Here is a 24,428-nt window from a genome sequence, read left to right on the forward strand (position 1 = left end):
CGCTGCCCGCGGGCAGGCGGCCTGGCGGGCGCACCGTGCCGCTACGGCGGCAGCACCTTGCCGGGATTGAGGATGCCATCCGGGTCCAGCGCCGCCTTGACCGCGCGCATGGCCGCCAGGGTCGGCGGATCGAAGGCCCGCGCCATCCAGTCGCGCTTGGCCACGCCGATGCCGTGTTCGCCTGACAGCGTGCCGCCCAGCGCAAGCACCAGTTCGAACAGGCGCGGCAGGGTGGCCTGCGCGCGTGCGGTCTCGGCGGCGTCGTCGGGGTGGTACATGATGTTGACGTGCAGGTTGCCGTTGCCGGCGTGGCCGAAGCTGACGATCGGCAGCGCCGATGCGGCCGACAGTGCTTCCACCCCGGCCACCAGGTCGGGGATGCGCGACACCGGCACCACCACGTCCTCGTTGATCTTGCCCGGGGCGATGCTGCGCAGCGCCGGCGACAACGCCCGCCGTGCAGCCCACAGGCGATCGCGCGCGGCGCCGTCGGCGGCCACGTCCAGCGCGAGCAGGCCTTCGCCTTCGGCGGCGTCGGCCAATGCCTGCAGCACGTAGGGCAGGGACTCGTGGTCGCCGTCGGCTTCCACCAGCAGCATTGCGCCGGCCTCGGGCACGTCGCTGCCGTTGCGGCGGAGCAGGGCGATGGCGCGGGCGTCCATGAACTCCAGCATCGCCGGCACCTGCGGCTGGCGCATCAGCCGCGACACCGCCGCGGCCGCGGCCGCCGCGTCGCGGTAGAGCGCGCGCAGCCCGGCCTGGGCCTGCGGCCGTGGAGCCAGGCGCACGGTGGCCTCGACGATCAGTGCCAGGGTGCCCTCGCTGCCGACGATCAGGTGGGTGAGGTCGTAGCCGGTGGCGTCCTTGGTCCAGGGGCCGCCGCAGCGGATGATCTGGCCGCTGCCGGTCACCGCGACCAGGCCCAGCACGTTGTCGCGGCTGGCGCCGTACTTCACCGCGCGCGGGCCGCCTGCATTGCAGGCCAGGTTGCCGCCGATGGTGCAGCGTTCGGCACTGGAAGGATCGGGTGGCCAGAACAGGCCGTGCGGCTGCAGCGCCTGCTGCAGGTCGCCGTTGAGCACGCCCGGCTCCACCACCGCGCAGCGGTCGCCGGGGCGGATGTCGACGATCCGGTCCATGCGTGCGAACGAGACGACCACGCCACCCGCGAACGGCACCGCCGCCGCCGCAGTGCCGGTGCCGGCACCGCGTGCCACGATCGGTACGCGATGGGCGCGGCAGGCGCGCACGATGGCCGCGACCTGCTCGCGGTCGCGCGGAATGGCCACCGCGTCGGGCATGGCCCATTGGCGCGAGTCGTCCTCGCCATGCGCGCGGCGCGCGGCGTCATCGGTACGCCAGCCCTCGGGGCCGAGCAGGGTGGACAGTTCGGCGTCGAGCGCGGCGGGCAGGGCGTGGGTCATGGTTGCAATTGTAGGGCGTGGGTCGCACCGCAGCCGGTGCTTCGGCGGCAGGCACCGGCTCAGGCATCGTCCAGCCGGAACGCATCCTTCACCCAGCCGATCCGCGGCGCCTCCGGGTCACCGCTGGCCTCGGCCACGTCGAAGCGGCAAGGCGATTGCGCCAGCCGCGGGTTGCAGAGCAGGTAGAGCTGGGCGGCACGTACCAGCTTGCGGCGCTTGCCTGCATCCACCGAGGCCAGGCCGCCGCCGAACGTGGTGCTGGCGCGGTAGCGCACCTCCACGAACACCACGGTGCCGCCGCTGGCGGGGTCGAACATGACCAGGTCCAGTTCGCCGCCGCGGTAGCGCACGTTGCTGGCCAGGGTGCGCAGGCCGGCGTGTTCAAGGTGGGCGCGCGCGGCCGCTTCGACCCGGGCGCCGCGTGCGCGCCGGTCCGGTCCGTTGCCCGTCCGTGGGCGTCGGGGAAGCATGTCAGCGCGTCAGCGGAACCGGCGTGCCGCCACTGAAGGTGGCCCAGGCCGGTTGCCGGACGATATTGCCGAAGCCGTCCAGACGCAGGTCGCCGGTGGCGCCCTGCACCTGGCCATCGGTGCGGGTGGCCAGGCGTTCCAGGTAGGCGGTGATGCGCCAGGCGTCGTAGCCGAACGCGAACAGGCGCGCCGCCGCGCCGCGCGCGCTGGGGATGATGGCCGCCGCCACGCTGGCCTGCGGCAGGCCGCTCGCTCCGCGCGATGGCCAGGCTTCGGTGGGATAGACGATGCCGTCCAGCGCCGCGTCTTCGGTGGGGTTGCCGGTGCCCGAAGTCAGCTGCGAGGTGCCCACGCGGCTGCGCGTGGCCAGGCCGGCCGTCGCCAGCTGCGGCGCCAGCGCACGCGCCTGCGGACCACGCACGGCCAGGAACACCGCATCGGCGCCTGCGGCCGCTGCCTGCGCCAGTTGCCTGGCCAGGTTGCCGGGCTGCTCGCCCACCGACACGCTGGCAACCACCTCGCCGCCGCGCTCGCCCAGCCGGGTGGCGAACGCCTCGGCGGCGCGTTGCCCGTTCTCGTCGGTGCCGGCGATCACCAGCACGCGCCGGCGCTCGCGCGCGAGCAGGTAGTCGGCGGCGGCCACGCCGTCGTCCTCCGGCGCCAGCGAGAACATGGCGTGCCCGGGCGGGGCGGCGATGCTGGCGCGGTTGAGGGCCAGGCTGGGCACGCTGATGGCCGGCTCCTGGAACAACCGGGTGACCTCGTCGCGGCCCAGCGGGCCGATCACGAAATCGGCGCCTTCGCCCACCGCAGTGGCATAGGCGGCAACCGCGCCGGCAGAAGTACCGGTGGTGTCGTAGAAGGCGATCTCGGGGCGTGCGCGCTGCTCGCCGAAGTAGCCGGCGAGCAGGCCGTCGCGCACCGGCACTGCGGCGGTGGCCAGTTGCCCGGACAGCGGCAGCAGCACCGCAAGCTTGCGCGGCGGGCGGTAACCATCGGCGGCCGCCGGCGCACGCTGGTCGAATTTCCAGGCATCACCCAGGTCGAACGGCCGCGGCGGCGCCAGGCCGCGGCGCACCAGCGCGCGCGCGGCGAAGTTGTACAGCGGGTCGCCGGCGGGCAGGGCCGCGGCGCGGGCGCTCAGCGCCTGGTCGTCCAGCGAGGACAGCAGGCGTTCGATGGCGCGATGGTTCTGCACCCGCGGCTCGGCATCCAGGCCGGCATCGGCGCGGGCGTGTGCGGCGGCGGCGGCCAGCGCATCGCCCTGCGCCTGGTGCGCGGCGGCCATTGCCAGGTGCCAGCGCGCCTGCAACGGCATGGGCAGGGTGGCAGGGCTGCCGGCCAGGAGCGCGGCCACCGTGCCGGGCTGCTGCGCGGCCAGTGCCTGCTCGGCCTGCATCAGCGCCAGCCGGGCGCGGCTGGCGCCCGACACGCGGCGTGGATCCAGCTGCGCGGACACGCGCCGGGCCTGGGCTGCTTCACCGGCCTCATGCCAGGCGAAGGCCGCATCGGCCAGCAGCGCATTGCGCTGGGCGCCGCGCGCGCTGGCCGCCAGTGCTTCCAGGCGCTGTGCCGCGTCCTGGGCCTGGCCCTGGTCCAGTTGGGCCAGGGCGGCCGAATGCTCCGGCGCGGCACTGGGTGCGGTGGCCACGCTGGCGCAGCCGGCGGCCAGCAGCAGGCCCAGGCATGGCACCAGCCAGCGCAGGCGGGAAACGGGCTGCGCCGGTCGCGCGTATCGATACATGTCCATCCGTGGGCCGGGCCTGTCGGTGAAAGGGCTTAGGATTCTACCTTCCCGACCGCACTCCCGGATTCGCATGGCCGCTCCCACCCTGCATGTCGTCGCCACGCCCATCGGCAACCTTGGCGATCTCTCGCCACGGGCCCAGCAGGTGTTGCGCGAGGTGGATGCGGTGTGTGCCGAGGACACCCGCCGCAGCGGCCAGCTGCTGGCCCATTTCGGCATTTCCACGCCGTTGCTGGCGCTGCACGAGCACAACGAGCAGCAGGTGGCGCAGGGCGTGGTGGCACGCTTGCTGGATGGCCAATCGCTGGCGCTGGTCAGCGATGCCGGCACGCCGCTGGTCAGCGACCCGGGTTTCCGCCTGGTGCGTGCCGCGCGCGCCGCCGGGGTGCGGGTCAGCCCGGTGCCGGGGCCCTCGGCACTGATCGCCGCGCTCAGCGTGGCCGGGTTGCCGAGCGACCGCTTCGCCTTCGAGGGCTTCCTGCCGGCCCGTGCCGCGGCGCGGCGTGAACGCCTGGCCGCGCTGGCCGGCGAATCGCGCACCCTGGTGTTCTACGAATCGGCGCACCGCATCGATGCGTCATTGGCGGACCTGTGCACGGCCTTCGGCGGCAGCCGCCCGGCGGTGCTGGCGCGCGAACTGACCAAGCTGTTCGAAACGGTGCTGGATGGTCCGCTGGCCGACCTGCACGCGCGGGTCGTTGCAGATGCCGACCAGCGCAAGGGCGAGTTCGTGCTGGTGGTGCAGGGCATGGGCGAGGATGCGGATGCAACCCTGGCCGAAGGACGCAGGGTGCACGCGATCCTGGCCGGGCACCTGCCGCCGTCGGCCGCGGCCAGGCTGGCTGCCGAGATCACCGGCGCGCCGCGCAAGGCGCTGTACGGCGCCACCGATCCCGGCCAGTGACCCGGTCCGCCTCCATGGCCCCCTTGGCAAGGGGGCACCGCGACAGCGGCGGGGGATCGGGAGGGCAATGAGCGGGGCCCAGGCTTTGCGGAGCAAGATTTGGAGGCATTTTCCGCCGGAAGCCGTAAAATGCCCGCGCGGAGTCGGCCAGGCAGTCGCGTCATGCGCAAGCATGCCGAGGAAAGTCCGGGCTCCACAGGGCACGGTGCCAGGTAACGCCTGGGCGGCGCGAGCCGACGGAAAGTGCAACAGAAAGATACCGCCAGCGGCCCTGCCATCTTCGGGTGGCCGGGTGCGGGCAAGGGTGAAATGGTGCGGTAAGAGCGCACCGCGAGCCTGGTAACAGGCCGGCACGGCAAACCCCACCGGGAGCAAGGCCAAATAGGGACCTCATGACGTTGCCCGCGTCGGGTCCGGGTAGGCTGCTTGAGCGTAACGGTGACGTTGCGCCCAGAGGAATGACTGTCCACGACAGAACCCGGCTTATCGGCCGGCTCCGCACCTTCTTCCTGTTTCCTGTCACCCGGTCCGGGCCGCGTGCGGCCCCGGGCCGTGCGTGCGCAAGCCGCGCATTCTCACGCCGCCTTCACAAACCCGGATCGGACCACAATCTCAAAATTTGAGACGAAACATGAGGTTGTGGACTATCCTTGAACTTGACTGTGAAGATCGCTGCAACTCATTGACGCGATTGGTGATTTTGGGCCCGACAGCCTGTTGACAACCCTGTGAGTGGTCCCTAAGGTGGGCATTCGAGGGGAAACCGGGATTTCTGTGGTTTCCTGTGGTTGAATGACTTCCCATCAGCCGGGTCCGGGTAGCAGCGAACGTGTTCCAGGGCGAGACCGCCATCACCGTTGACGACAAGGGGCGCGTAGCCGTCCCCACGGCCTACCGCGAGGTGGTCGCGGGCGTCAGTGGCAATCGCCTGGTGCTGACCTACAACCCGTTCGAGGCCGGCTGCCTGTGGCTGTACGCGGAAGCGGAGTGGCAGCGGGTCCGCGACGAGGTCATGGCCCGGCCCAACACCCAGCGCGTGGTCCGGGTCCTGCAGCAGAAGCTGGTCGGTTCCTCGGCCGTTCTGGAGCTGGATGCCCATGGCCGCATCAGCGTGCCTTCCAGCCACCGCAATGCGGTGGGCATCGAGAAGAAGGCGGTGCTGCTGGGCATGGGCGACAAGTTCGAACTGTGGAGCGAGCAGGCCCACCGCGCATTGATCCAGCAGACGCTGTCTGACGGGGATCTGGGCGATGGATTGCTCGACTTGCGGTTGTGAGCCGGGGTGCCCGGATGCGCGACGCGGCGCAGTCCGGCCACCCGGAGCCGCAGACGCCGGCGGAGCACCTGCCGGTGCTGTACGCGCAGGTCATGGACGGGCTGCGGGTGATCGAGGACGGACGCTACCTGGACGGCACCTTCGGGCGCGGCGGGCATGCGCGCGGAGTGCTGCAACGACTCGGGCCGGGAGGCCGGTTGCTGCTGATGGACAAGGACCCGGAAGCGATCGCGGAGGCGCAGCGCAGCTTCGGCGGCGACGCGCGCGTGTCGCTCCGGCGCGGCAGCTTCGCCACGCTCGGTGACTGGGGCCAGGCCCGTGGCCTGGATGGGGTGCTGTTCGACCTGGGCGTGTCCTCGCCGCAACTGGACGTGGCGCAGCGCGGGTTCTCCTTCGCCAAGGATGGTCCGCTGGACATGCGCATGGACCCGGAGTCGGGCCAGAGCGCGGCGCAGTGGCTGGCCAGTGCCGGCGAAACGGAAATCGCCGACGTGCTGTGGCACTACGGCGAGGAGCGCCACAGCCGGCGCATCGCCCGCGCGATCGTGGCCCGGCGCGTCGAGCAGCCGCTGCAGCGTACCGGGCAACTGGCCGAGCTGATCGCGTCGGTCATGCCGCGTGGCAAGCCGGGTTCCGACAAGAGCCGGATCCACCCGGCCACGCGCAGCTTCCAGGCCATCCGCATCCACATCAACCGCGAGCTGGCCGACCTCGAGGCCGGGCTGGACGCGGCGCTGGAGGCGCTGAAGGCCGGCGGCCGGCTGGCGGTGATCAGCTTCCATTCGCTCGAGGACCGCATCGTCAAGCAGTTCATGGCCCGCCACGCCAAGGCGCCGCCGACCAACCGGCGGTTGCCGCCGACCGAAGCATTCGTGCCGGTGCTGGCCACCCTTGGCGGCGCGATCCGTGCGGACGCCGACGAGCTGGCGGCCAACCCGCGCGCGCGCAGCGCGGTGCTGCGGGTCGCCGAGAAGCTGGCCGCAGCGGAGCCGCGCGCATGAGCCGGTTCGGGCTGGCGATTCTGCTGCTGGCCGTGGTCGCCACGGCCATCGGCGTGGTCTACGAGCGCTATCGCCACCGGCAACTGTTCGTCGAGCTGACCGGGCTCGAGCGCGAGCGCGACGAACTCAACATCGAGTTCGGCCGGCTGCAGCTGGAACAGGCCACCTGGGCCCAGGCCAACCGCATCGACCAGCTCGCCCAGTCGCGCCTGGGAATGCGCTTCCCCGACGCCGACGACATCGTGGTGGTGCGTCCATGAGCGCGCGACCGGGCAACCGCCGCCGCGGCAGCTTCAGCCTGCGCAACCGGCTGCTGCTGGTTGCCGCCGCCATGGGCCTGGCTTCGGTGGCGCTGGTCGGGCGCGCGGCCTACGTGCAACTGGTGGACGCGGATTTCTACCAGCGCCAGGGCGAGGCCCGCTTCGTGCGCGAAATCCCGATCCCGACCTCGCGCGGCATGATCACCGACCGCAACGGCGAGCCGGTGGCCGTGTCCACGCCGGTCGAATCGGTGTGGGGCAACCCGCAGGAACTGCTGCGCGACCCCGACCGGCTGCCCGAGCTGGCGCAGGCGCTGGGCGTGCCGCTGGACGCGCTCAGCAGCCGCCTGTCGCAACGCGCCGACAAGGAGTTCGTCTACCTCAAGCGCCGGATCAATCCCGACCAGGCCAAGGCGATCCTTGCCCACGAGATCCCCGGGGTCTTCTCCCAGCGCGAGTTCCGCCGCTTCTACCCGCAGGGCGAAGCGATGGCGCACGTGCTGGGCTTCACCAACATCGACGACCGCGGCCAGGAAGGGCTGGAGCTGGCGTTCGACGAATGGCTGCGTGGCAAGCCCGGCAGCAAGCGGGTGATCCGCGACCGCCATGGCCGCATCGTCGAGAACATCGACCTGGTCCGCGCCGCCGAGCCGGGCAAGGACCTGACCCTGAGCATCGACCGCCGGATCCAGTTCCTGGCGTACCGCGAACTGCGCAACGCGCTGGCCACGCACAAGGCCAGCAGCGGCTCGGTGGTGGTGCTGGACGTGGCCAGCGGCGAGGTGCTGGCGATGGTCAACCTGCCCGGCTACAACCCCAATGCGGTTGCCGGTGGTGCCCAGGACGCGCATCGCAACCGCGCGGTGACCGACCTGGTCGAGCCCGGCTCGACCATGAAGCCGATCACCGTGGCCGCCGCGCTCAATGCCGGCATGGTGACGCCGTCCACCCGCATCGATACCAATCCCGGCTACATGGCGCTGGGGCGCTTCACCATCCGCGACCACCGCAACTACGGCGTGCTGGACGTCACCGGCATCATCACCAAGAGCTCCAACCTGGGCTCGGTGAAGCTGTCCGAACCGCTGCAGGACCGGTACTTCTACGACTTCATCCGCGGCTTCGGCTATGGCGCCGCGCCGCACAGTGGCTTCCCCGGCGAAGCGGCCGGCGTGCTGCCGCCGCCGCAGCGCTGGAGCGGCTCGACCAAGGCCACCATCTCCTACGGTTATGGCCTGTCGGCCACGCCGCTGCAGATCGCCCAGGCCTACGCGGCCCTGGGCAACCACGGCCGGCTGATCGCCCCGACCTTCGTCAAGGGCCAGATCAACGAGCCGCGGCAGGTGCTGCGCCCGGAGATCGCCGACCAGGTGGTGCGGATGATGCAGACCGTGACCGAGCCGGGCGGCACCGCCACCCAGGCCGCGATCCTCGGTTACCACGTGGCCGGCAAGACCGGCACCTCGCGGCAGGCATCGGCGGGCGGCTATTCGCGCCGCTACACCACCACCTTTGCCGGGCTGGTGCCGGCCTCCAACCCGCGCTTTGCCACCGTGGTGGTGATCAACGATCCGCAAAGCGGTTCGTACTTCGCGGGCCTGGTCTCGGCACCGGTGTTCCGCAGCGTGATGGAGGATGCGCTGCGACTGATGGACGTGCAGCCGGACGATATCGAGACCTGGCTGGCGGCCCAGGCCCGGGGCGAGGCCAAACGCCAGGCGGCGGTGGCGCCGCTGCCACAGGCGATCGAAGAAGGCTTCGACGACACCGTGATCCCGCCGGCCATGGCCGACCTGGGCGCTGACGGCGGAGGCCGGCCATGACCGGCGCGATGCGGCTCTCGCAACTGCTGCCCGACGTCGCGCTGCCGCGCGACATCGTCGTTTCCGGACTGGTGATGGACAGCCGCCTGGTCCAGCCCGGTGATGCCTTCGTGGCCGTGCCGGGCGTGGACGAGGAGGCCGGCGACCACGGCCTGGCCCATGCCGCGCAGGCCGTGGCCGCCGGCGCGGTGGTGGTCCTGTTCGAGCCGCCGGCGCCGCCCGCGCATCCGGCTCCGGCCGGCGCGATTGCCGTGCCCGGGCTGCGCACGCGGCTGGGCGCGATGGCCGACCAGCTGCACGGCCATGCATCGCGTGCGATGACCGTGGTCGGCGTCACCGGCACCAACGGCAAGACATCGACCGTGCAGTTGCTGGCCCAGGCCTGGCACCTGCGCGGGCTGCAGGCCGGCAGCATCGGCACCCTTGGCGCAGGCGTGTACGGCCAGCTGCGGCCGACCGGATTCACCACTCCGCTGGTGCTGCAGATGCACGCGCTGCTCGGCGAGCTGCGCGACCAGGGCGTGCGCGCCGTGGCAATGGAGGCCAGCTCGCACGCGCTGGACCAGGGCCGGGTGGACGCGGTGCATTTCGAGGTGGCGGTCTTCACCAACCTCACCCGCGACCACCTGGACTACCACGGCGACATGGACGCCTACGGCGCGGCCAAGGCCAGGCTGTTCGCGTGGCCCGGGCTGAAGGCGGCGGTGCTGAACCTGGACGATGCATTCGGCCGCCGCCTGCATGCGGAAGCGGCGCCGTCACTGCGGACCCTCGGCGTCAGTTCGCGCGGCCAGGCCGGCGCGGACCTGCGCGCCGATGCGGTGGTGCTGGACAACGGCGGCATCGCCTTCGACCTGGTCGTCGATGGCCACGCGCACCCGGTGCGCTCGCCGCTGCTGGGGCGCTTCAATGTCGACAACCTGCTGGCGGTGGCCGGCGTGCTGCATGTCCTGGGCGAGGCGCCGGCCGACATCGCCGCGACCCTGGCCCGTTTGCAGCCGGTCCCCGGGCGCATGAACCGGCTCGGCGGCGACGCTGCCGCGCCGCTGGTGGTGGTGGACTACGCGCACACCCCCGATGCGCTGGAGCAGGCCCTGTCCAGCCTGCGTGCGCATGCGGCCGCGCGCCTGCTGTGCGTGTTCGGCTGCGGCGGCGAGCGCGACCGCGGCAAGCGCCCGCAGATGGCGCAGATCGCCGAGCGCATGGCCGATGTGGTGTTCGTCACCGACGACAATCCGCGTCGCGAGCCGGGCCAGGCCATCGTCGATGAAATCCTGGCCGGTTTCGACGTACCGGCCGCGGCGCAGGTGGAACGTGACCGCGCGCGCGCGATCGAGCGCGCCGTCGGCATGGCATCGGCGCAGGACATCGTGCTGGTCGCCGGCAAGGGCCACGAGCCTTACCAGGACGTGGCCGGCGTGCGCCATCCCTTCGACGATACCGAGGTTGCGCGCGCGGCCCTGGCCCGGCGCATGGCGGAGGTGCGGGCATGAACCGCACGCCCCTGTCACTGATCGCGCACTGGGCCGGCGGCGAGATGCACGGCGATGACGTGCTGGTGGACGCCATCGCCCACGACACCCGCACGCTGGCGCCCGGCAGCCTGTACCTGGCACTGCGCGGCGAGCGCTTCGACGGCCATGATTTCGCCGCCCAGGCGGTGGAGCGGGGCGCAGTGGCATTGCTGGTGGAGCGTGCGCTGGCGCTGGACGTGCCGCAGGTGGTGGTGGCCGACAGCGAGCAGGCGCTGGCGCGCATCGCCGCCGGCATGCATGGCGGCCGCCGCGCGAAGGTGGTGGCCATCACCGGCAGCAACGGCAAGACCACGGTCAAGACCCTGGTGCTGGCGATCCTGCAGCGCGCCGGCCATGCCTATGCCAACCCGGGCAACTACAACAACGAGATCGGCCTGCCGCTGGCGGTGATCGATGCGCCCGAGGATGCGGATTTCGTCATCTACGAGATGGGCGCAGGCAAGCCGGGCGACATCGCCTACCTGGCTGCGGTGGCGCCGCCGGACGTGGCCGTGGTCAACAACATCGCCGCTGCGCACCTGGAGCGGATGGGCAGCCTGCTCGGCGTGGCCCGGACCAAGGGCGCGATCTATGCCGCGCTGGGCCAGGGCGGCACCGCCGTGGTCAACGCCGACGATGCGTTCGGCACCTGGTTCGAACAGGACGTGATCCGTGCCGCCGACAGCGGCCGCAAGGTGCTGCGCTTCGGCGTGGATGCCAGTGCGGAGATCGGCGTATGCGACATCCACGCCGATGGCGCCGGCAGCCGCTTCACCCTGGTAACGCCCGCAGGCCAGGCCGAGGTCGCACTGGCCCTGCCGGGGCGGCACAACGTGCGCAATGCGCTGGCGGCCGCAGCGGTGGCGCTGGCCTGCGGGGTCGCCCCGGCCGACATCGCCGCCGGCCTGGGCCAGGCCCGGCCGGTCGCCGGGCGCCAGGTGGCGCACGCGCTGCGCCCCGGCGTGCGCCTGGTGGACGACAGCTACAACGCCAACCCCGGTTCGGTGGCTGCGGCCATCGATACCCTGGCCGCCACCGGTGCCCAGGCCTGGCTGGTGCTGGGCGACATGCGCGAGCTGGGCGCCGAAGCGCAGGCACTGCATGCCGACGCCGGCCGCCGCGCGCGCCAGGCGGGGCTGGCGCGGCTGTACGCGCTGGGTCCGCTCAGTGCGGCGGCCGTGGAAGCCTTCGGCGAAGGTGCGCGCCATTTCGACAGCCACCAGGCGGTGGCCGCTGCACTGCGGGACGACCTGGCAGCCGCCGCTGTCGCCTCCGCGGCTGCATCCACCACCCAACACCACTCACCACTCACGATCCTGGTCAAGGGCTCGCGCGGAAGCGCGATGGACCGGGTCGTGGACGCACTGCTTGCGCAAGGGGACGCGACGGATGCTGCTTGAACTGGCTCGCTGGCTGCAAGGCCTGGAAAACTTCTTCGGCCTGTTCGGCTACCTGACGTTTCGCGGCATCCTCGCCGCGCTGACCGCGTTGTTCCTGTCGCTGTGGCTGGGCCCGGCGGTGATCCGCCGCCTTGGCCAGCTCAAGGGCGGCCAGCCGATCCGCACCGACGGCCCGCAGTCGCACTTCTCCAAGGCCGGCACCCCGACCATGGGCGGGGCGATGATCCTGCTCACCGTGCTGCTGTCGGTGCTGCTGTGGGGCGACCTGCGCAACAAGTACGTGTGGACGGTGCTGCTGGTGATGCTGGCCTTCGGCGCGATCGGCTGGTACGACGACTGGATCAAGATCGTGCGGCGCGATCCCAACGGGCTCAAGTCGCGCTGGAAATACCTGCTGCAAACGGTGTTCGGCCTGGCCGCCGGCCTGTACCTGTACCTCTACGCCGACGTGCCGGCGGCCACCACCTTCTACGTGCCGCTGTTCAAGTCCGTCGCCCTGCCGCTGGCCGGGGTCGGCTTCGTGGCCATCGCCTACTTCTGGATCGTCGGTTTTTCCAACGCGGTCAACCTGACCGACGGCCTGGACGGGTTGGCGATCATGCCCACCGTGCTGGTGGCCTGCGGCCTGGGCGTGTTCGCCTACGCCTCGGGCCACGCCGAATTCTCGCGCCACCTGCAGATCCCGGCGGTACCCGGCGCGGGCGAGCTGGCGATCATCTGCGCCGCCATCGCCGGCGCCGGCCTGGGCTTCCTGTGGTTCAACACCTACCCGGCCATGGTGTTCATGGGTGACATCGGCGCGCTGGCGCTGGGCGCGGTGCTGGGCACCGTCGCGGTGATCGTGCGCCAGGAGCTGGTGCTGGTGGTGATGGGCGGGATCTTCGTGATCGAAACCCTGTCGGTGATGATCCAGGTGGCCTCGTTCAAGCTCACCGGAAAACGCGTGTTCCGGATGGCGCCCATCCACCACCACTTCGAACTGAAGGGCTGGCCGGAGCCGCGGGTGATCGTCCGCTTCTGGATCATCTCGGTGATCCTGGTGCTGGTCGGCCTGGCCACGTTGAAGGTGCGTTGATGAACGACCTTTCGCACCAGGCAACCCGGCTGGAGGCCATCGGCGGCCGCTACGACCCGTGGCTGGGCGGCGCGGTGCTGGGCCTGGCGTGCCTGGGCGTGGTGATGGTCGCATCGGCCTCGATCGCGGTGGGCGAGAGCCTGGGTGCCGGCCCCTTCCATTACCTGGTGCGGCACGTGTTCTTCCTGGCGGTGGGCATCGGCCTGGCGCTGCTGGCCATGCGCAGCGAATTGAAGACGGTGGAGAAGTACAACCGGGTGTTGCTGCTGGGCAGCATGGTGCTGCTGGTGCTGCCCTGGCTGCCGGGGCTGGGGGTGAGCGTCAACGGCGCGCGCCGCTGGATCAACCTGGGCGTGTCGCGCTTCCAGGTGGTGGAAGCGGTGAAGGTGCTCTACATCGTCTGGCTGGCCAGCTACCTGGTGCGCTTCAGCGACGAGGTCAACGCCACCTGGATGGCCATGCTCAAGCCGCTGGGCGTGGCCGTGGTGCTGGTGGTGATGCTGCTGCTGCAGCCGGATTTCGGATCGGCCACGCTGCTGCTGGCCATTACCGCCGGCATGCTGGTGCTGGGCGGGGTGAACCTGCCGCGGATGTCGTTGCCGGTTGTGCTTGGCCTGCCGCTGCTGACGGCGGTGGCGATCTTCGAGCCGTACCGGCTGCGTCGCATCACCTCGTTCCTGGATCCCTGGGCCGACCAGCTCGGCTCGGGTTACCAGTTGAGCAACGCGCTGATGGCGGTGGGCCGCGGCGAATGGTTCGGCGTGGGCCTGGGCGCGTCGGTGCAGAAGCTCAACTACCTGCCCGAGGCGCATACCGACTTCATCTTTTCGGTGCTCGCCGAAGAGCTGGGATTCATCGGCGTGTGCGCCGTGGTCGGCCTGTACGTGCTGCTGGTCGGGCGCGCGCTGTACCTGGGGCTGAAGTGCGTGGAGATGCGCCGCCACTTCCCCGGGTATGTCGCCTTCGGCGTGGGCCTGTGGATCGGCATGCAGAGCTTCGTGTCGATCGGGGTCAACCTGGGCGTGCTGCCAACCAAGGGCCTGACCCTGCCGCTGGTGTCGTCCGGTGGCTCCAGCGTGATGATGACCTGCGTGGCCCTTGGCCTGCTGCTGCGCGTGTCCTACGAGCTGGACCGCGCCGAGCGCCAGGTCGCGCGCTTGCGCCGGGATGCGGGCGCCGATGCCGATGCCGATGCTCCGGCCGTGGACAAGCCGGCGGCCGTGGCACCGATCTCGGCCGGCGGGTATCGCCAGGCACCCGCGCCGGCTCCGACCCGGCGCACGGCGTTGGCCGCTGCCGCGCACGGTCGCGGCACCTCGCGGGTCGAGCCGACCTTCGGAGGCTTCGCATGAACGGCGCCACGCTCGCCATGCCCGCCGATGCGCAGGCGCGCCCGGTCATGCTGATGGCCGGCGGCACCGGCGGCCACATCTTTCCGGCGCTGGCCGTGGCCCTGGAGCTGCGTGCGCGTGGCGTGCCCGTGGTCTGGCTCGGCGCAGCCGGCGCCATGGAAACGCGGCTGGTACCGCAGCACGACATCGAGATCGACACGCTGCCGGTGGCCGGGATTCGCGGCAAGGGTGGCGCGACCCTGCTGGCCGCGCCGTGGCGGTTGCTGCGCGCGGTGCGCGCCGCGCGCGCGGTGCTGCGCCGGCGGCGTCCGCGTGCAGTGATCGGCTTTGGCGGCTTCGCCTCCGGGCCCGGCGGGCTTGCCGCGCGCATGGCCGGGGTGCCGCTGCTGGTGCACGAACAGAACCGCGCCCCGGGCCTGACCAACCGGGTCCTGGCGCGCCTGGCCTGCCGCACCTTGTCCGGTTTTCCCGGCGCGTTCGCGCGCGAGGAGGTGGTCGGCAACCCGGTCCGCGAGGCGATCGCCGCGCTGCCGGCGCCGGATGTGCGCCTGCACGGGCGGTCCGGCCCGCTGCGCCTGCTGGTGCTGGGTGGCAGCCAGGGTGCGCGCGCGCTCAACCAGGCGGTACCCGCTGCGCTTGCAGGCCTGTCCGGCGTGCAGGTCGAGGTGCGCCACCAGTGCGGCGAAAAGCTGCGCACCGAAGCCGGGCGCGCCTACACCGAGGCCGGCGTCGAAGCCCGTGTCGAAGCCTTCATCGACGACATGGCCGCCGCCTACGCCTGGGCCGACCTGCTGGTGTGCCGTGCCGGCGCCTCGACCCTGGCCGAGCTGTGCGCGGCGGGCGTGGGCAGCGTGCTGGTGCCATTCGCTGCCGCCGTCGACGACCACCAGACCCGCAACGCCGAGTACCTGGTCGAGCACGGTGCGGCGGTGCTGCTGAAGCAGGACGCGCAACTGGCGGTGAACCTGCAGGGCGCGCTGCGCGCGCTTGCGTCCGACCCGGCGCGGCGCCTGCAGATGGCGACCGCGGCGCGTGGCCTGGCCCGTCCCGACGCCGCCCGGCACATCGCCGCGATCGTGCTCGAACACGCCCTTCCTTGCACCCGACCCCTTTCCACTGGAGCTTCCGCATGATCCGCCGTCTCAATGACACCGACGACCTGGTGCGCGCGTTCCCGCGGGTGCACTTCGTCGGCATCGGCGGCACCGGCATGAGCGGGATCGCCGAGGTGATGCTGACCCTGGGCTACGAGGTGTCCGGTTCGGACACCGCCGACAACGCCGCCACCCGGCGCCTGGTGCGGCTGGGTGCGCGCGTGGTCCGCGGGCATTCGGCGGCCAACGTGCTGGGCACCGATTGCGTGGTCGTCTCCAGTGCCATCCGCGACGACAACCCGGAGCTGATGGAGGCGCGCAGCCAGCGCATCCCGGTGGTGCCGCGCGCGGCCATGCTGGCCGAACTGATGCGCTTCCGCCGCGGCATCGCGGTGGCCGGCACCCACGGCAAGACCACCACCACCAGCCTGACCGCTGCAGTGCTCAGCGAGGGCGGGATGGACCCGACCTTCGTCATCGGCGGCCAACTGCTGGCCGCCGGCGCCAATGCCAAGCTCGGTGGCGGCCAATGGCTGGTGGCCGAGGCCGACGAGAGCGACGGCAGCTTCCTGCGCCTGAGCCCGCTGGTGGCGGTGATCACCAACATCGATGCCGACCACCTGGAAAACTACGGCGGCGACTTCGCCCGCCTGCAATCGGCGTTCGACGAGTTCCTCAAGCGCCTGCCGTTCTACGGCTTGGCGGTGCTGTGCATCGACGACGAGGAAGTGGCCGCGCTGGCCGCGCGCACGCCGCGCCACGTGATGACCTATGGCACCGCCGCCGGCGCTGATGTGCGTGCCGACGACATCGTCCAGGAAGGCGGGCGCATGCGCTTCACCCTGCGCCTGCCCGAGGGCGCCACCGTGCCGGTGACCCTGGCCCTGCCCGGCCACCACAACGTGCTCAACGCGCTGGCCGCCGCCGCGGTGGCCTGGCAGCTCGGGGTGCCGCCGCAGAGCATTGCCTCGGCGCTGGAGAAGTTCGCCGGCATCGGCCGGCGCTTCAACGACCTGGGCGAGGTGGCCACGGCATCGGGCGCGCGCGTGCGCATCGTCGACGATTACGGGCACCATCCCAGGGAGCTGTCCGCGGTGCTCGCCGCCGCGCGTGGCGGCTGGCCGGACAAGCGCCTGGTGGTGGCCTTCCAGCCGCACCGCTACAGCCGCACCCGCGACCAGTTCGATGCCTTCGCCGCGGTGCTGTCCGAGGCCGACGCGCTGGTGCTCAGCGAGGTCTATCCGGCCGGCGAGGCGCCGATTCCCGGTGCCGACGCGCGTGCCCTGGCCCGCGCCATCCGTGCCCGCGGCCGCAGCGAGCCGGTGGTGGTGGGACAGGTGGCCGACCTGTGCCAGGTGCTTCCCGATGTGCTGCGCGATGGCGACCTGCTGCTGATGATGGGCGCCGGCGACATCGGCTACGTCGCCCAGCAGATCGCCACCGAGGGCTTCGCCGCCGCGGCAGGAGTGCAGGAATGAGCAAGGCCCTGCCAGCGCCGCGCCATGCAGACCCGGCCGTGTTCGGGCGCGTGGCCGTGCTCCTGGGCGGCACCAGTTCCGAGCGCGAGGTGTCGCTGGATTCGGGCCGCAACGTGCTTGAGGCACTGCGCGCGCGCGGCGTGGATGCGCATCCGGTGGATGGCATCCCGGCGCTGGTGCAGGCGCTGGTCGAGCGCAGGTTCGACCGCGTGTTCAACATCCTCCACGGCCAGCGTGGCGGCGGCGAGGATGGCGTGGTCCAGGGTTTGATGGACGCACTGGGCGTGCCTTACACCGGTTCGGGCGTGCTCGGCTCGGCACTGGCCATGGACAAGATCCGGACCAAGCAGGTGTGGCTGTCGCTGGGCCTGCCCACGCCGCGCTACGTGCACCTGGCGCGTGGGGTCGATGCGGCGACGGTGCACGAGGCCGCGCGCGGCCTGGGCCTGCCGGTGATCGTCAAGCCATCCTGCGAAGGTTCAAGCGTGGGCGTGTCGCGGGTGCTGGACGATGCCGGCCTGGACACGGCGGTGGAACTGGCCGCGCGCTATCCCGGCGAACTGCTGATGGAACAGATGGTGGTAGGCGACGAGCTGACCGTGGGCATCCTCGGCGACACCGCGCTGCCCTCGATCCGGATCGTGCCCAAGGGCTGGTACGACTACCACGCCAAGTACCAGGCCGAGGACACCCAGTACCTGTGCCCGGGCCTGGAGCCGGCCGCCGAGGCCGAGCTCGGCGCGCTGGCGCTGGCCGCGTTCCGCGCCGCCGGCTGCAGCGGCTGGGGCCGGGTCGATGCGATGCGCGACGCCAGCAGCGGGCGCTTCCTGCTGCTTGAGGTCAATACCGCGCCGGGCATGACCAGCCACTCGCTGGTGCCCAAGGCTGCCGGCAAGCTCGGCATCGGCTTCGGGGAGCTGTGCTGGCGGATCCTGGAGCAGACCCTGGACGTGGCGGACGCGGCGGACGCGGAAGGGGCCACGGCATGAGCGCCGTCCTGCGCATCATCGGCTGGCTGCTGGCGGTGGCGTTGATCGCAACGCCGGTGGTGGCCGTGCTCAACGGCTGGGTCGGCGCCGAGCGCTGGCCGCTGTCGACGCTGCGGGTCACCGGCCAGTTCGAGCGGGTGCCGGCCGAACAGTTGCGCCAGGTGCTGGCGCCGCATGCGAGCGCCGGCTACTTCGCGGTGCGCCTGGCGCATGCGCGGCGCGCGGTCGAGGGCCTGCCCTGGGTGGAAAGCGCGGTGGTGCGCAAGCAGTGGCCGGACGTGCTGGAGGTGCAGGTGGTCGAGCACCGGCCATTCGCGCGCTGGGGCGAGGACCGGCTGCTGTCCGAGCGCGGCCGCCTGTTCCCGTTGCCGCCGGACCTGGCCGATGCGCGCCTGCCGTGGCTGGATGGCCCCGACGCGCGCACCGGCGAAGTAGTGGAACTCTACAACCATACCCGCGAGCTGTTCGCGCCACTGGGCTATGGCGTGGCGCGCCTGGGCATGGATGCGCGCGGGGGCTGGTCGCTGGTGCTGGACAACGGCACCGAGGTGGTGATCGGCCGCCAGGATGCGCGCCTGCGCCTGGCCCGCTTCGTGCGCGTGCTGCCGCAACTGCTGGCCCGCCATGCGCGCCCGCTGCAGCGCGCGGACCTGCGCTACACCAACGGCTTTGCCCTGGAGTGGGCGACGCCGGGGCTGGCCCTGCGCGACTCCGCGCAGGAGATCGCAGCTTCGCCGGCACACACGCGCGCCGGCCACCGCGCCGCGGCGTCGTGGCGCAGCCGGGTGCCCGGCCAACCTGTACCCCGTATCACTCTTTCCGGCGTTACGACATGAACCGCAAAGGCGACAAATCCCTCATCGTCGGCCTCGACATCGGCACCTCCAAGGTGGTGGCGCTGGTGGGCGAGTACTCGCCGGGCAACCCGATCGAGGTGATCGGCATCGGTTCCCACGAATCGCGCGGACTCAAGCGCGGCGTGGTGGTGGACATCGAGTCCACCGTGCAGTCGATCCAGCGCGCGGTCGAGGAGGCCGAGCTGATGGCCGGCTGCGAGATCCGCTCGGTGTACGCGTCCATCTCCGGCAACCACGTGCAGTGCAAGAACTCGCCGGGCATCGTCCCGATCCGCGACGGCGAGGTCACCTGGCAGGACCTGGACCGGGTGCTGGACGCGGCCAAGGCGGTGGCAATCCCGGCCGACCAGCGCATCCTCCACGCGATCCCGCGCGAGTACGTGCTGGACGATTCGCAGGAGGGCATCCGCAACCCGGTGGGCATGACCGGCGTGCGCCTGGAAGTGCACGCGCACCTGGTCACCTGCGCCCAGTCGGCGGCGCAGAACATCACCAAGTGCGTGCAGCGCTGCGGCCTGCAGGTGGACGACCTGATCCTGTCCTCGCTGGCCTCCAGCGTGGCCGTGCTGACCGCCGACGAGCGCGAACTTGGCGTGGTGCTGGTGGACCTGGGCGCGGGCACCACCGACATCGCGGTGTTCGTGCAGGGCGCCATCTGCCACACCGCATCGCTGCCCATCGCCGGCGACCACGTCACCAACGACATCGCCCACATGCTGCGCACGCCCACGCCCGAGGCCGAGCAGATCAAGGTGCGCTACGCCTGCGCGCTGGCCCAGCTGGCCACCGCCGAGGAGTCGATCCAGGTGCCCAGCGTCGGCGACCGGCCGCCGCGGCGGATGCCTCGCGCCTCGCTGGCGCAGGCGGTGCAGGGCCGCTACGAGGAAATCTTCGAGATGGTCCAGGCCGAGCTGCGCCGTTCCGGCTTCGAGGAGCTGGTGCGCGCGGGCATGGTCCTGACCGGCGGCGCTTCGAAGATGGAAGGCGTGATCGAGCTGGCCGAGGAAATGCTGCAGATGCCGGTGCGCATCGGCATCCCGCAGCACGTCAGCGGGCTGGGCGAAGTGGTGGGCAATCCGGTCCACGCCAGCGGCGTGGGCCTGCTGCTGATGGGCAGCCAGATCGAGCATCCACGCCGGCCGTCGCTGCCCAGCGGCCGCGCGGGGAACTTCTTCAAGAAGTTGCGCAACTGGTATCGCGGGGAGTTCTGAGGGGCGGGGAAGCGGGGCGGGGAGCAGGCAGGACAGGACGGAAGACAACAGCGGTGGCGGTCGGCAAGCCGGACAACCAGAGCAAAGAACCAGGCAGCACTACAACCAGAAAGCCGGATGGAAACACGGAACGGGGTGGCTGACGCATCCCGATCCCGGGTCACCAACCCGGCACCATAACGAGGACAACGGACATGGCACATTTCGAACTGATCGAGAAGATGGCACCCAACGCGGTCATCAAGGTGGTGGGCGTGGGCGGCGGCGGCGGCAACGCCGTGGCGCACATGGTCAACAGCAGCGTGGAGGGGGTGGAGTTCATCACCGCCAACACCGATTCGCAGGCGATCAAGAACTGCGGCGCCAAGTTGCAGCTGCAGCTCGGCGACCACGTGACCAAGGGCCTGGGCGCAGGCGCCAACCCGGAGGTCGGCCGCCAGGCCGCACTGGAGGACCGCGAGCAGATCATCGCCGCGCTGGAAGGCGCCGACATGGTGTTCATCACCGCCGGCATGGGCGGCGGCACCGGCACCGGCGCGGCGCCGGTGGTGGCGCAGCTGGCCAAGGAGATGGGCATCCTGACCGTGGCCGTGGTCACCAAGCCGTTCCCGTTCGAGGGCCGCCGGCGCATGCAGGTGGCGCTGAAGGGCATCGAGGAACTGAGCCAGCACTGCGACTCGCTGATCACCATTCCCAACGAGAAGCTGATCACCGTGCTGGGCCGCAACGCGACCATGATCCAGGCCTTCCGTGCCGCCAATGACGTGCTCCAGGGCGCGGTGCAGGGCATCGCCGACCTGATCGTGCGGCCGGGCCTGATCAACGTCGACTTCGCCGACGTGCGCACGGTCATGTCCGAGATGGGCCTGGCCATGATGGGCACCGGCACCGCCCGCGGCGACGACCGCGCCTCGGCCGCCGCCGAGTCGGCGATCCAGAACCCGCTGCTGGATGACGTGAACCTGGCCGGCGCCAACGGCATCCTGGTCAACATCACTGCCGGCCCGGACTTCACCATGGCCGAGTTCGACGAGATCGGCCGCACCGTGGAGGGCTTTGCCTCGGAGGACGCGACCGTGGTGGTCGGCACCGTGCTCGATCCGGAAATGCAGGACGAGGTGCGGGTGACGGTGGTGGCCACCGGCCTGAACCGGGCCACCGTGCGCCAGCCGGTGCGCGGCGACCTGGCCGGCAACGGCCGCAGCGAGTTCGGGCTGCGCGAGCCGGCACGCGCGCCGGTGCGCCTGGTGCGCGACGGCACCACCGGCCTGCCGATCGACGAAGGCTTCAACAACGATCCGGTGTCCGGCGCGGTCAATGGCATGGGCCTGCGTCGCAGCGGCGCAGCCGGTGCAGCGGCGGCCACGGCATCCAGTCCGGCAACCACCCAGGTGGCGGCCGAACTGCCCAACGACTATCTGGATATCCCGGCGTTCCTGCGCCGGCAGGCGGACTGACGGGCTGGCCCGTGACGGTGCCGTGCCGCGCAGGCGGTGCAGCGCGTCCGGGCCGTCCGGAGCACCACGCCGCGGCTTGGCCGATGCCGGTCGCCGCGGCCGCACTACCCGGGGATGCGCCCGCCATGGCGCGTCGTGGTCCCGGTGTCCGCTGTCCATTTGCTGCCGGGCCGCAAGGCCCGGCAGGTTTTCCGCCCGGCGCGGGACAGTCCGCGCGATACCGCCGCCAGCGCTGCACGTGGACCATCGCCGGCAAGCACGGCTCCTGCAACGCGTGCATGGCGACCGCCCGAAAGCCGCACAGGCAAAGCGTTTGCGCGATATCGCTGGGGCATGATTCAGGCACCCCCGTGGTATTCTTGAATCCTTCACGCGACCGCACCGCGTCGCGTCGCACGGTAACCCCATGACCCGGCAGCGCACCCTCAAGAACACCATCCGTGCCACCGGCGTGGGCCTGCACAGCGGCAACAAGGTCTACATGGTGTTGCGTCCGGCACCGGCCGACCATGGCATCGCGTTCCGCCGCACCGACCTGGAGCCGGTGGTGGAAGTGCCCGCCGCAGCCGACCTGGTGACCGAAACCACCTTGTGCACCGGCCTGAGCAATGGCCCGGCCAAGATCCAGACCATCGAACACCTGATGTCGGCCGCCGCCGGCCTGGGCATCGACAACATGATCGTCGAGCTGTCCGCCGCCGAACTGCCGATCATGGACGGCTCGGCCGGTCCGTTCGTGTTCCTGCTGCAGTCGGCCGGCATCGTCGAGCAGGAGGCGCCCAAGCGCTTCATCCGCATCCTCAAGGAGGTGGAGGTGCGCGACGGCGACAAGGTCGCGCGCTTCACCCCGTACGACGGCTACCGGCTGGACTTCACCATCCAGTTCCAGCACCCGATGATCCCGGCCCGGCAGTCGCATCACACCCTGGAGTTCTCCACCGCCGCCTACATCAAGGAGATCTCCCGCGCCCGCACCTTCGGCTTCATGCGCGACCTTGAATACATGCGCGACCTGAACCTGGGCCTGGGCGGCTCGATGGACAACGCCATCGTCCTGGACGAGTTCCGTGTCCTCAACGACGACGGCCTGCGCTACGCCGACGAATTCGTGCGCCACAAGATCCTCGACGCCATCGGCGACCTGTACCTGGTCGGCGGCCCCATCCTCGGCGCCTACGAGGGCTACAAGTCCGGCCACGCGCTCAACAACAAGCTCGCCCGGGCGCTGCTGGCCGATGCCGCCGCCTGGGAAAAGGTGAGCTTTGCCGATGCCGCCGCGCCCGCGCCGCTGGCCTACGGCACCACCGCGCTGGCCTGAGGCATCGCCGGCCCCGGCCCGGCCCGCGCTCCGGCGGTCCCGTATTGCCCGCCCCGTGTCCAACCCGGGAGGGCCACGACCGGCCCCGTGCCCGGCCCCGCGTTCGGCGGGATCCGATGTCCCGGGACAAAATCCGGATCTGTGAGCGGCGACGTCCGCACGGTCGGATTATAACGAATAATTAACTTCCAGCTAACGACGTGATGGCGTTGTGAGGCTAGGATTCACCGCGGGCGACCTGAGGGGGGCGCCCGGGACCGGACGGGTTGTCCGGGTCGGAATCGCCGGGAGCACCCGGCTCCGGCGTCGGCCGATCCCCGGGACGGGGTTCGCGCAAGGAAGCCAGTGCGTCGGCCACGGCTTGCCGGGCAGTCGCAGAGACAGTGGACGTTGTCGTGGTTGTCGCCTGGTGCGGGCGCAACGGCGAAGTGGTGGTCTTGACCACCACTGCAGTGGGTTCCAGCCCGATGGAGCGGGCCGCACCGAGCAGTTCGGCTTCTGCCAGGCGCAACCGCGCCCGCCAGACCGGGGAATCGGTGAGGAAGACGAGTTGTCCGCCATTGACGTTGGCCAACCTGCAGTGGGGGGCCAGTCCGGGCGGCAACAGGGGGCGCAGTTGCTGATCCAGTGCATCGAGCCAGAGGGCTCGGCGCAAGGGGGCGCCGGCGTCGTCCGCAAGCGCGGCTTCGACCGCGGGACGCGGCGTGGCGGGGCGGCGGGCGTTGGGCTTCGAATCGGACATACCTAAAGCATGAGCTACAAATTCATCATAAGAAACCCGCGGGGCGCGCAGGCTGCCGGATGGCAGGGCGGCCTGCAGCAGTGGGCGGCGCAGCGGCCGTGGACGGCACTGGTTGCGGTCCTGACGGTCGGCGTGGGCCTGGGCATCGGCGCCGGCACCGGAATCGGCGCGGCGGCCGCCCAGCGCATGGAATCGCAACTGGCGCAGCAGCAGCGTGAGCTGCAGCAGGTGCGCCAGCAGTCGCAGCAGGAGATCAACGCCCTGGCTGCGCGCCTGGGCGAGCTGCAGGCCCAGGCCAACCGGCTCAATGCCCTGGGCGAGCGCCTGACCCAGGCCGGACAACTGGAGGACGGCGAGTTCGACTTCCAGGGCGCCCCCGGCCAGGGTGGTGGCGAGCTCGCCGGCGACATGCCGCTGGGCGAGCTGGTCGAAGGGCTGGACGAGATCGAACTCAAGTTCGCCCAATCCGGGCAGCAGCTGTCGGTGATGGAGGCGCTGCTGTTCGATCGCCAGCTGGAGATCAACGCGATGCCGTCGCGTGCGCCGGTGCGGCGCAGCTACATCACGTCCAGCTTCGGCGGCCGCGCAGACCCGTTCGGTCGCGGCCGGCAGTTCCACAAGGGTATCGATTTCCACGCCCGGGTCGGCGATCCGGTGATGTCGGTGGCCGACGGCGTGGTCAGCTTCGCCGGCAATCGCAGCGGTTATGGCCACACCATCGAGGTCGACCACGGCAACGGCTATGTCACCCGATATGCGCACAACTCGCGGCTGACCGTGCGCTCCGGCGACCTGGTCCGCGCCGGGCAGCAGGTGGCCAGGGCCGGTTCCAGCGGCCGCTCGACCGGTGCACACGTGCATTTCGAGGTCTGGGAGAACGGGCGCGTGGTCAACCCGCGCAAGTTCCTGGGCAACGGCCAGGCTCCGGTGGCACGCAGCGGCCGCGGCTGAAGCCCGCCCGCGTACCGCGCGCAAGCCCGCCCCCGCAAGGAGGCGGGCTTTCTGCTTTCCGGGCCAGGCATCGGGGTGGCGTGAT

Annotated in this window: 21 protein-coding genes and 1 other RNA gene; 18 read left to right on the plus strand and 4 right to left on the minus strand. The window is 71.2% G+C overall.

All coding sequences use genetic code 11. The features are described from left to right. Positions 1-41: 41 nt before the first annotated feature. Genes ACEJ41_RS01980 through ACEJ41_RS01990 form a run of 3 tightly spaced genes read right to left on the minus strand, consistent with a single transcriptional unit; the run spans position 42 to position 3,638 of the window. Entirely contained in the window at positions 42-1,424 is a 1,383-nt protein-coding gene (locus tag ACEJ41_RS01980) for an FAD-binding oxidoreductase (RefSeq protein WP_374013127.1), read from the minus strand. A 59-nt stretch (positions 1,425-1,483) separates the two neighbouring features. Then, complete coding sequence (locus ACEJ41_RS01985) at positions 1,484-1,894, minus strand: YraN family protein (protein WP_374013128.1); 411 nt, start codon at positions 1,892-1,894, stop codon at positions 1,484-1,486. Position 1,895: 1 nt separating this feature from the next. Continuing rightward, positions 1,896-3,638, minus strand: coding sequence for a penicillin-binding protein activator (locus ACEJ41_RS01990; RefSeq protein WP_374013129.1), 1,743 nt, complete (start codon positions 3,636-3,638; stop codon positions 1,896-1,898). Positions 3,639-3,711: 73 nt separating this feature from the next. Here ACEJ41_RS01990 and rsmI point away from each other — a divergent pair, with 73 nt between their 5' ends. The 17 genes from rsmI (at position 3,712) to lpxC (ending at position 22,650) form a co-directional block, all read left to right on the plus strand. After that, positions 3,712-4,545 (plus strand): 16S rRNA (cytidine(1402)-2'-O)-methyltransferase, encoded by an 834-nt coding sequence (gene rsmI / locus ACEJ41_RS01995; protein ID WP_374013130.1) that lies wholly within the window; start codon positions 3,712-3,714, stop codon positions 4,543-4,545. Between the two features lie 139 nt (positions 4,546-4,684). After that, positions 4,685-5,047, plus strand: an RNA gene (rnpB, locus tag ACEJ41_RS02000) — RNase P RNA component class A. Between the two features lie 327 nt (positions 5,048-5,374). Beyond that, complete coding sequence (mraZ, locus tag ACEJ41_RS02005; protein ID WP_374013131.1) at positions 5,375-5,821, plus strand: division/cell wall cluster transcriptional repressor MraZ; 447 nt, start codon at positions 5,375-5,377, stop codon at positions 5,819-5,821. Positions 5,822-5,835: 14 nt separating this feature from the next. Further along, on the plus strand, positions 5,836-6,822 hold the full coding sequence (rsmH, locus tag ACEJ41_RS02010; RefSeq protein ID WP_374014041.1) for a 16S rRNA (cytosine(1402)-N(4))-methyltransferase RsmH: 987 nt from the start codon (positions 5,836-5,838) through the stop codon (positions 6,820-6,822). Then, complete coding sequence (ftsL, locus tag ACEJ41_RS02015) at positions 6,819-7,082, plus strand: cell division protein FtsL (protein WP_374013132.1); 264 nt, start codon at positions 6,819-6,821, stop codon at positions 7,080-7,082. Before rsmH ends, ftsL begins: the two co-directional genes overlap by 4 nt. Continuing rightward, positions 7,079-8,905, plus strand: coding sequence for a peptidoglycan D,D-transpeptidase FtsI family protein (locus tag ACEJ41_RS02020; protein WP_374013133.1), 1,827 nt, complete (start codon positions 7,079-7,081; stop codon positions 8,903-8,905). Before ftsL ends, ACEJ41_RS02020 begins: the two co-directional genes overlap by 4 nt. Continuing rightward, positions 8,902-10,398 (plus strand): UDP-N-acetylmuramoyl-L-alanyl-D-glutamate--2,6-diaminopimelate ligase, encoded by a 1,497-nt coding sequence (locus ACEJ41_RS02025; protein WP_374013134.1) that lies wholly within the window; start codon positions 8,902-8,904, stop codon positions 10,396-10,398. Before ACEJ41_RS02020 ends, ACEJ41_RS02025 begins: the two co-directional genes overlap by 4 nt. After that, the gene (gene murF, locus ACEJ41_RS02030) at positions 10,395-11,819 is read left to right on the plus strand and encodes a UDP-N-acetylmuramoyl-tripeptide--D-alanyl-D-alanine ligase (protein ID WP_374013135.1); all 1,425 of its coding nucleotides are present in this window, start codon (positions 10,395-10,397) and stop codon (positions 11,817-11,819) included. Before ACEJ41_RS02025 ends, murF begins: the two co-directional genes overlap by 4 nt. After that, positions 11,809-12,894, plus strand: coding sequence for a phospho-N-acetylmuramoyl-pentapeptide-transferase (gene mraY / locus ACEJ41_RS02035; RefSeq protein ID WP_374013136.1), 1,086 nt, complete (start codon positions 11,809-11,811; stop codon positions 12,892-12,894). Before murF ends, mraY begins: the two co-directional genes overlap by 11 nt. Then, positions 12,894-14,246: a putative lipid II flippase FtsW gene (gene ftsW, locus ACEJ41_RS02040; protein WP_374013137.1), complete on the plus strand. Its 1,353-nt coding sequence runs from the start codon at positions 12,894-12,896 to the stop codon at positions 14,244-14,246. Before mraY ends, ftsW begins: the two co-directional genes overlap by 1 nt. After that, the gene (murG, locus tag ACEJ41_RS02045; protein WP_374013138.1) at positions 14,243-15,379 is read left to right on the plus strand and encodes an undecaprenyldiphospho-muramoylpentapeptide beta-N-acetylglucosaminyltransferase; all 1,137 of its coding nucleotides are present in this window, start codon (positions 14,243-14,245) and stop codon (positions 15,377-15,379) included. The genes ftsW and murG overlap by 4 nt, the downstream gene beginning before the upstream one ends. Then, complete coding sequence (murC, locus tag ACEJ41_RS02050; RefSeq protein ID WP_374013139.1) at positions 15,376-16,818, plus strand: UDP-N-acetylmuramate--L-alanine ligase; 1,443 nt, start codon at positions 15,376-15,378, stop codon at positions 16,816-16,818. The genes murG and murC overlap by 4 nt, the downstream gene beginning before the upstream one ends. Further along, positions 16,815-17,807, plus strand: a complete 993-nt coding sequence (locus tag ACEJ41_RS02055) for a D-alanine--D-alanine ligase (RefSeq protein WP_374013140.1) — start codon at positions 16,815-16,817, stop codon at positions 17,805-17,807. Before murC ends, ACEJ41_RS02055 begins: the two co-directional genes overlap by 4 nt. Next, positions 17,804-18,643, plus strand: coding sequence for a cell division protein FtsQ/DivIB (locus tag ACEJ41_RS02060; protein ID WP_374013141.1), 840 nt, complete (start codon positions 17,804-17,806; stop codon positions 18,641-18,643). Before ACEJ41_RS02055 ends, ACEJ41_RS02060 begins: the two co-directional genes overlap by 4 nt. Then, positions 18,640-19,875 carry a cell division protein FtsA gene (gene ftsA / locus ACEJ41_RS02065; RefSeq protein WP_374013142.1) on the plus strand — a complete coding sequence of 412 codons (1,236 nt, stop codon included), beginning with the start codon at positions 18,640-18,642 and terminating at the stop codon, positions 19,873-19,875. The genes ACEJ41_RS02060 and ftsA overlap by 4 nt, the downstream gene beginning before the upstream one ends. Positions 19,876-20,069: 194 nt before the next feature. Then, positions 20,070-21,332 (plus strand): cell division protein FtsZ, encoded by a 1,263-nt coding sequence (gene ftsZ, locus ACEJ41_RS02070; RefSeq protein ID WP_374013143.1) that lies wholly within the window; start codon positions 20,070-20,072, stop codon positions 21,330-21,332. Between the two features lie 406 nt (positions 21,333-21,738). Then, entirely contained in the window at positions 21,739-22,650 is a 912-nt protein-coding gene (gene lpxC, locus ACEJ41_RS02075) for a UDP-3-O-acyl-N-acetylglucosamine deacetylase (RefSeq protein ID WP_374013144.1), read from the plus strand. A gap of 217 nt (positions 22,651-22,867) precedes the next feature. Here the strand turns inward: lpxC and ACEJ41_RS02080 are convergent, their stop codons facing one another. Next, entirely contained in the window at positions 22,868-23,392 is a 525-nt protein-coding gene (locus ACEJ41_RS02080; protein WP_374013145.1) for a DciA family protein, read from the minus strand. Positions 23,393-23,401: 9 nt separating this feature from the next. Here ACEJ41_RS02080 and ACEJ41_RS02085 point away from each other — a divergent pair, with 9 nt between their 5' ends. Beyond that, positions 23,402-24,343: a M23 family metallopeptidase gene (locus tag ACEJ41_RS02085; protein WP_374013146.1), complete on the plus strand. Its 942-nt coding sequence runs from the start codon at positions 23,402-23,404 to the stop codon at positions 24,341-24,343. The last annotated feature ends 85 nt before the right edge of the window (positions 24,344-24,428 follow it).

Origin of the sequence: Pseudoxanthomonas koreensis, from assembly GCF_041890415.1 — a bacterium.
Taxonomy (GTDB): domain Bacteria; phylum Pseudomonadota; class Gammaproteobacteria; order Xanthomonadales; family Xanthomonadaceae; genus Pseudoxanthomonas; species Pseudoxanthomonas koreensis_A.

Bases quoted from the DNA above. Each gene is read 5' to 3' on its own strand.
- ACEJ41_RS02080 (WP_374013145.1), bottom strand. From the start codon at position 23,392: ATGTCCGATTCGAAGCCCAACGCCCGCCGCCCCGCCACGCCGCGTCCC.
- murF (WP_374013135.1), top strand. From the start codon at position 10,395: ATGAACCGCACGCCCCTGTCACTGATCGCGCACTGGGCCGGCGGCGAG.
- ftsW (WP_374013137.1), top strand. From the start codon at position 12,894: ATGAACGACCTTTCGCACCAGGCAACCCGGCTGGAGGCCATCGGCGGC.
- ACEJ41_RS02025 (WP_374013134.1), top strand. From the start codon at position 8,902: ATGACCGGCGCGATGCGGCTCTCGCAACTGCTGCCCGACGTCGCGCTG.
- ACEJ41_RS01985 (WP_374013128.1), bottom strand. From the start codon at position 1,894: ATGCTTCCCCGACGCCCACGGACGGGCAACGGACCGGACCGGCGCGCA.
- ftsA (WP_374013142.1), top strand. From the start codon at position 18,640: ATGAACCGCAAAGGCGACAAATCCCTCATCGTCGGCCTCGACATCGGC.
- ACEJ41_RS02060 (WP_374013141.1), top strand. From the start codon at position 17,804: ATGAGCGCCGTCCTGCGCATCATCGGCTGGCTGCTGGCGGTGGCGTTG.
- lpxC (WP_374013144.1), top strand. From the start codon at position 21,739: ATGACCCGGCAGCGCACCCTCAAGAACACCATCCGTGCCACCGGCGTG.
- ftsL (WP_374013132.1), top strand. From the start codon at position 6,819: ATGAGCCGGTTCGGGCTGGCGATTCTGCTGCTGGCCGTGGTCGCCACG.
- ACEJ41_RS01980 (WP_374013127.1), bottom strand. From the start codon at position 1,424: ATGACCCACGCCCTGCCCGCCGCGCTCGACGCCGAACTGTCCACCCTG.
- murG (WP_374013138.1), top strand. From the start codon at position 14,243: ATGAACGGCGCCACGCTCGCCATGCCCGCCGATGCGCAGGCGCGCCCG.
- rsmI (WP_374013130.1), top strand. From the start codon at position 3,712: ATGGCCGCTCCCACCCTGCATGTCGTCGCCACGCCCATCGGCAACCTT.
- rsmH (WP_374014041.1), top strand. From the start codon at position 5,836: ATGCGCGACGCGGCGCAGTCCGGCCACCCGGAGCCGCAGACGCCGGCG.
- ACEJ41_RS01990 (WP_374013129.1), bottom strand. From the start codon at position 3,638: ATGTATCGATACGCGCGACCGGCGCAGCCCGTTTCCCGCCTGCGCTGG.
- ACEJ41_RS02085 (WP_374013146.1), top strand. From the start codon at position 23,402: ATGAGCTACAAATTCATCATAAGAAACCCGCGGGGCGCGCAGGCTGCC.
- ACEJ41_RS02020 (WP_374013133.1), top strand. From the start codon at position 7,079: ATGAGCGCGCGACCGGGCAACCGCCGCCGCGGCAGCTTCAGCCTGCGC.
- mraY (WP_374013136.1), top strand. From the start codon at position 11,809: ATGCTGCTTGAACTGGCTCGCTGGCTGCAAGGCCTGGAAAACTTCTTC.
- ftsZ (WP_374013143.1), top strand. From the start codon at position 20,070: ATGGCACATTTCGAACTGATCGAGAAGATGGCACCCAACGCGGTCATC.
- murC (WP_374013139.1), top strand. From the start codon at position 15,376: ATGATCCGCCGTCTCAATGACACCGACGACCTGGTGCGCGCGTTCCCG.
- ACEJ41_RS02055 (WP_374013140.1), top strand. From the start codon at position 16,815: ATGAGCAAGGCCCTGCCAGCGCCGCGCCATGCAGACCCGGCCGTGTTC.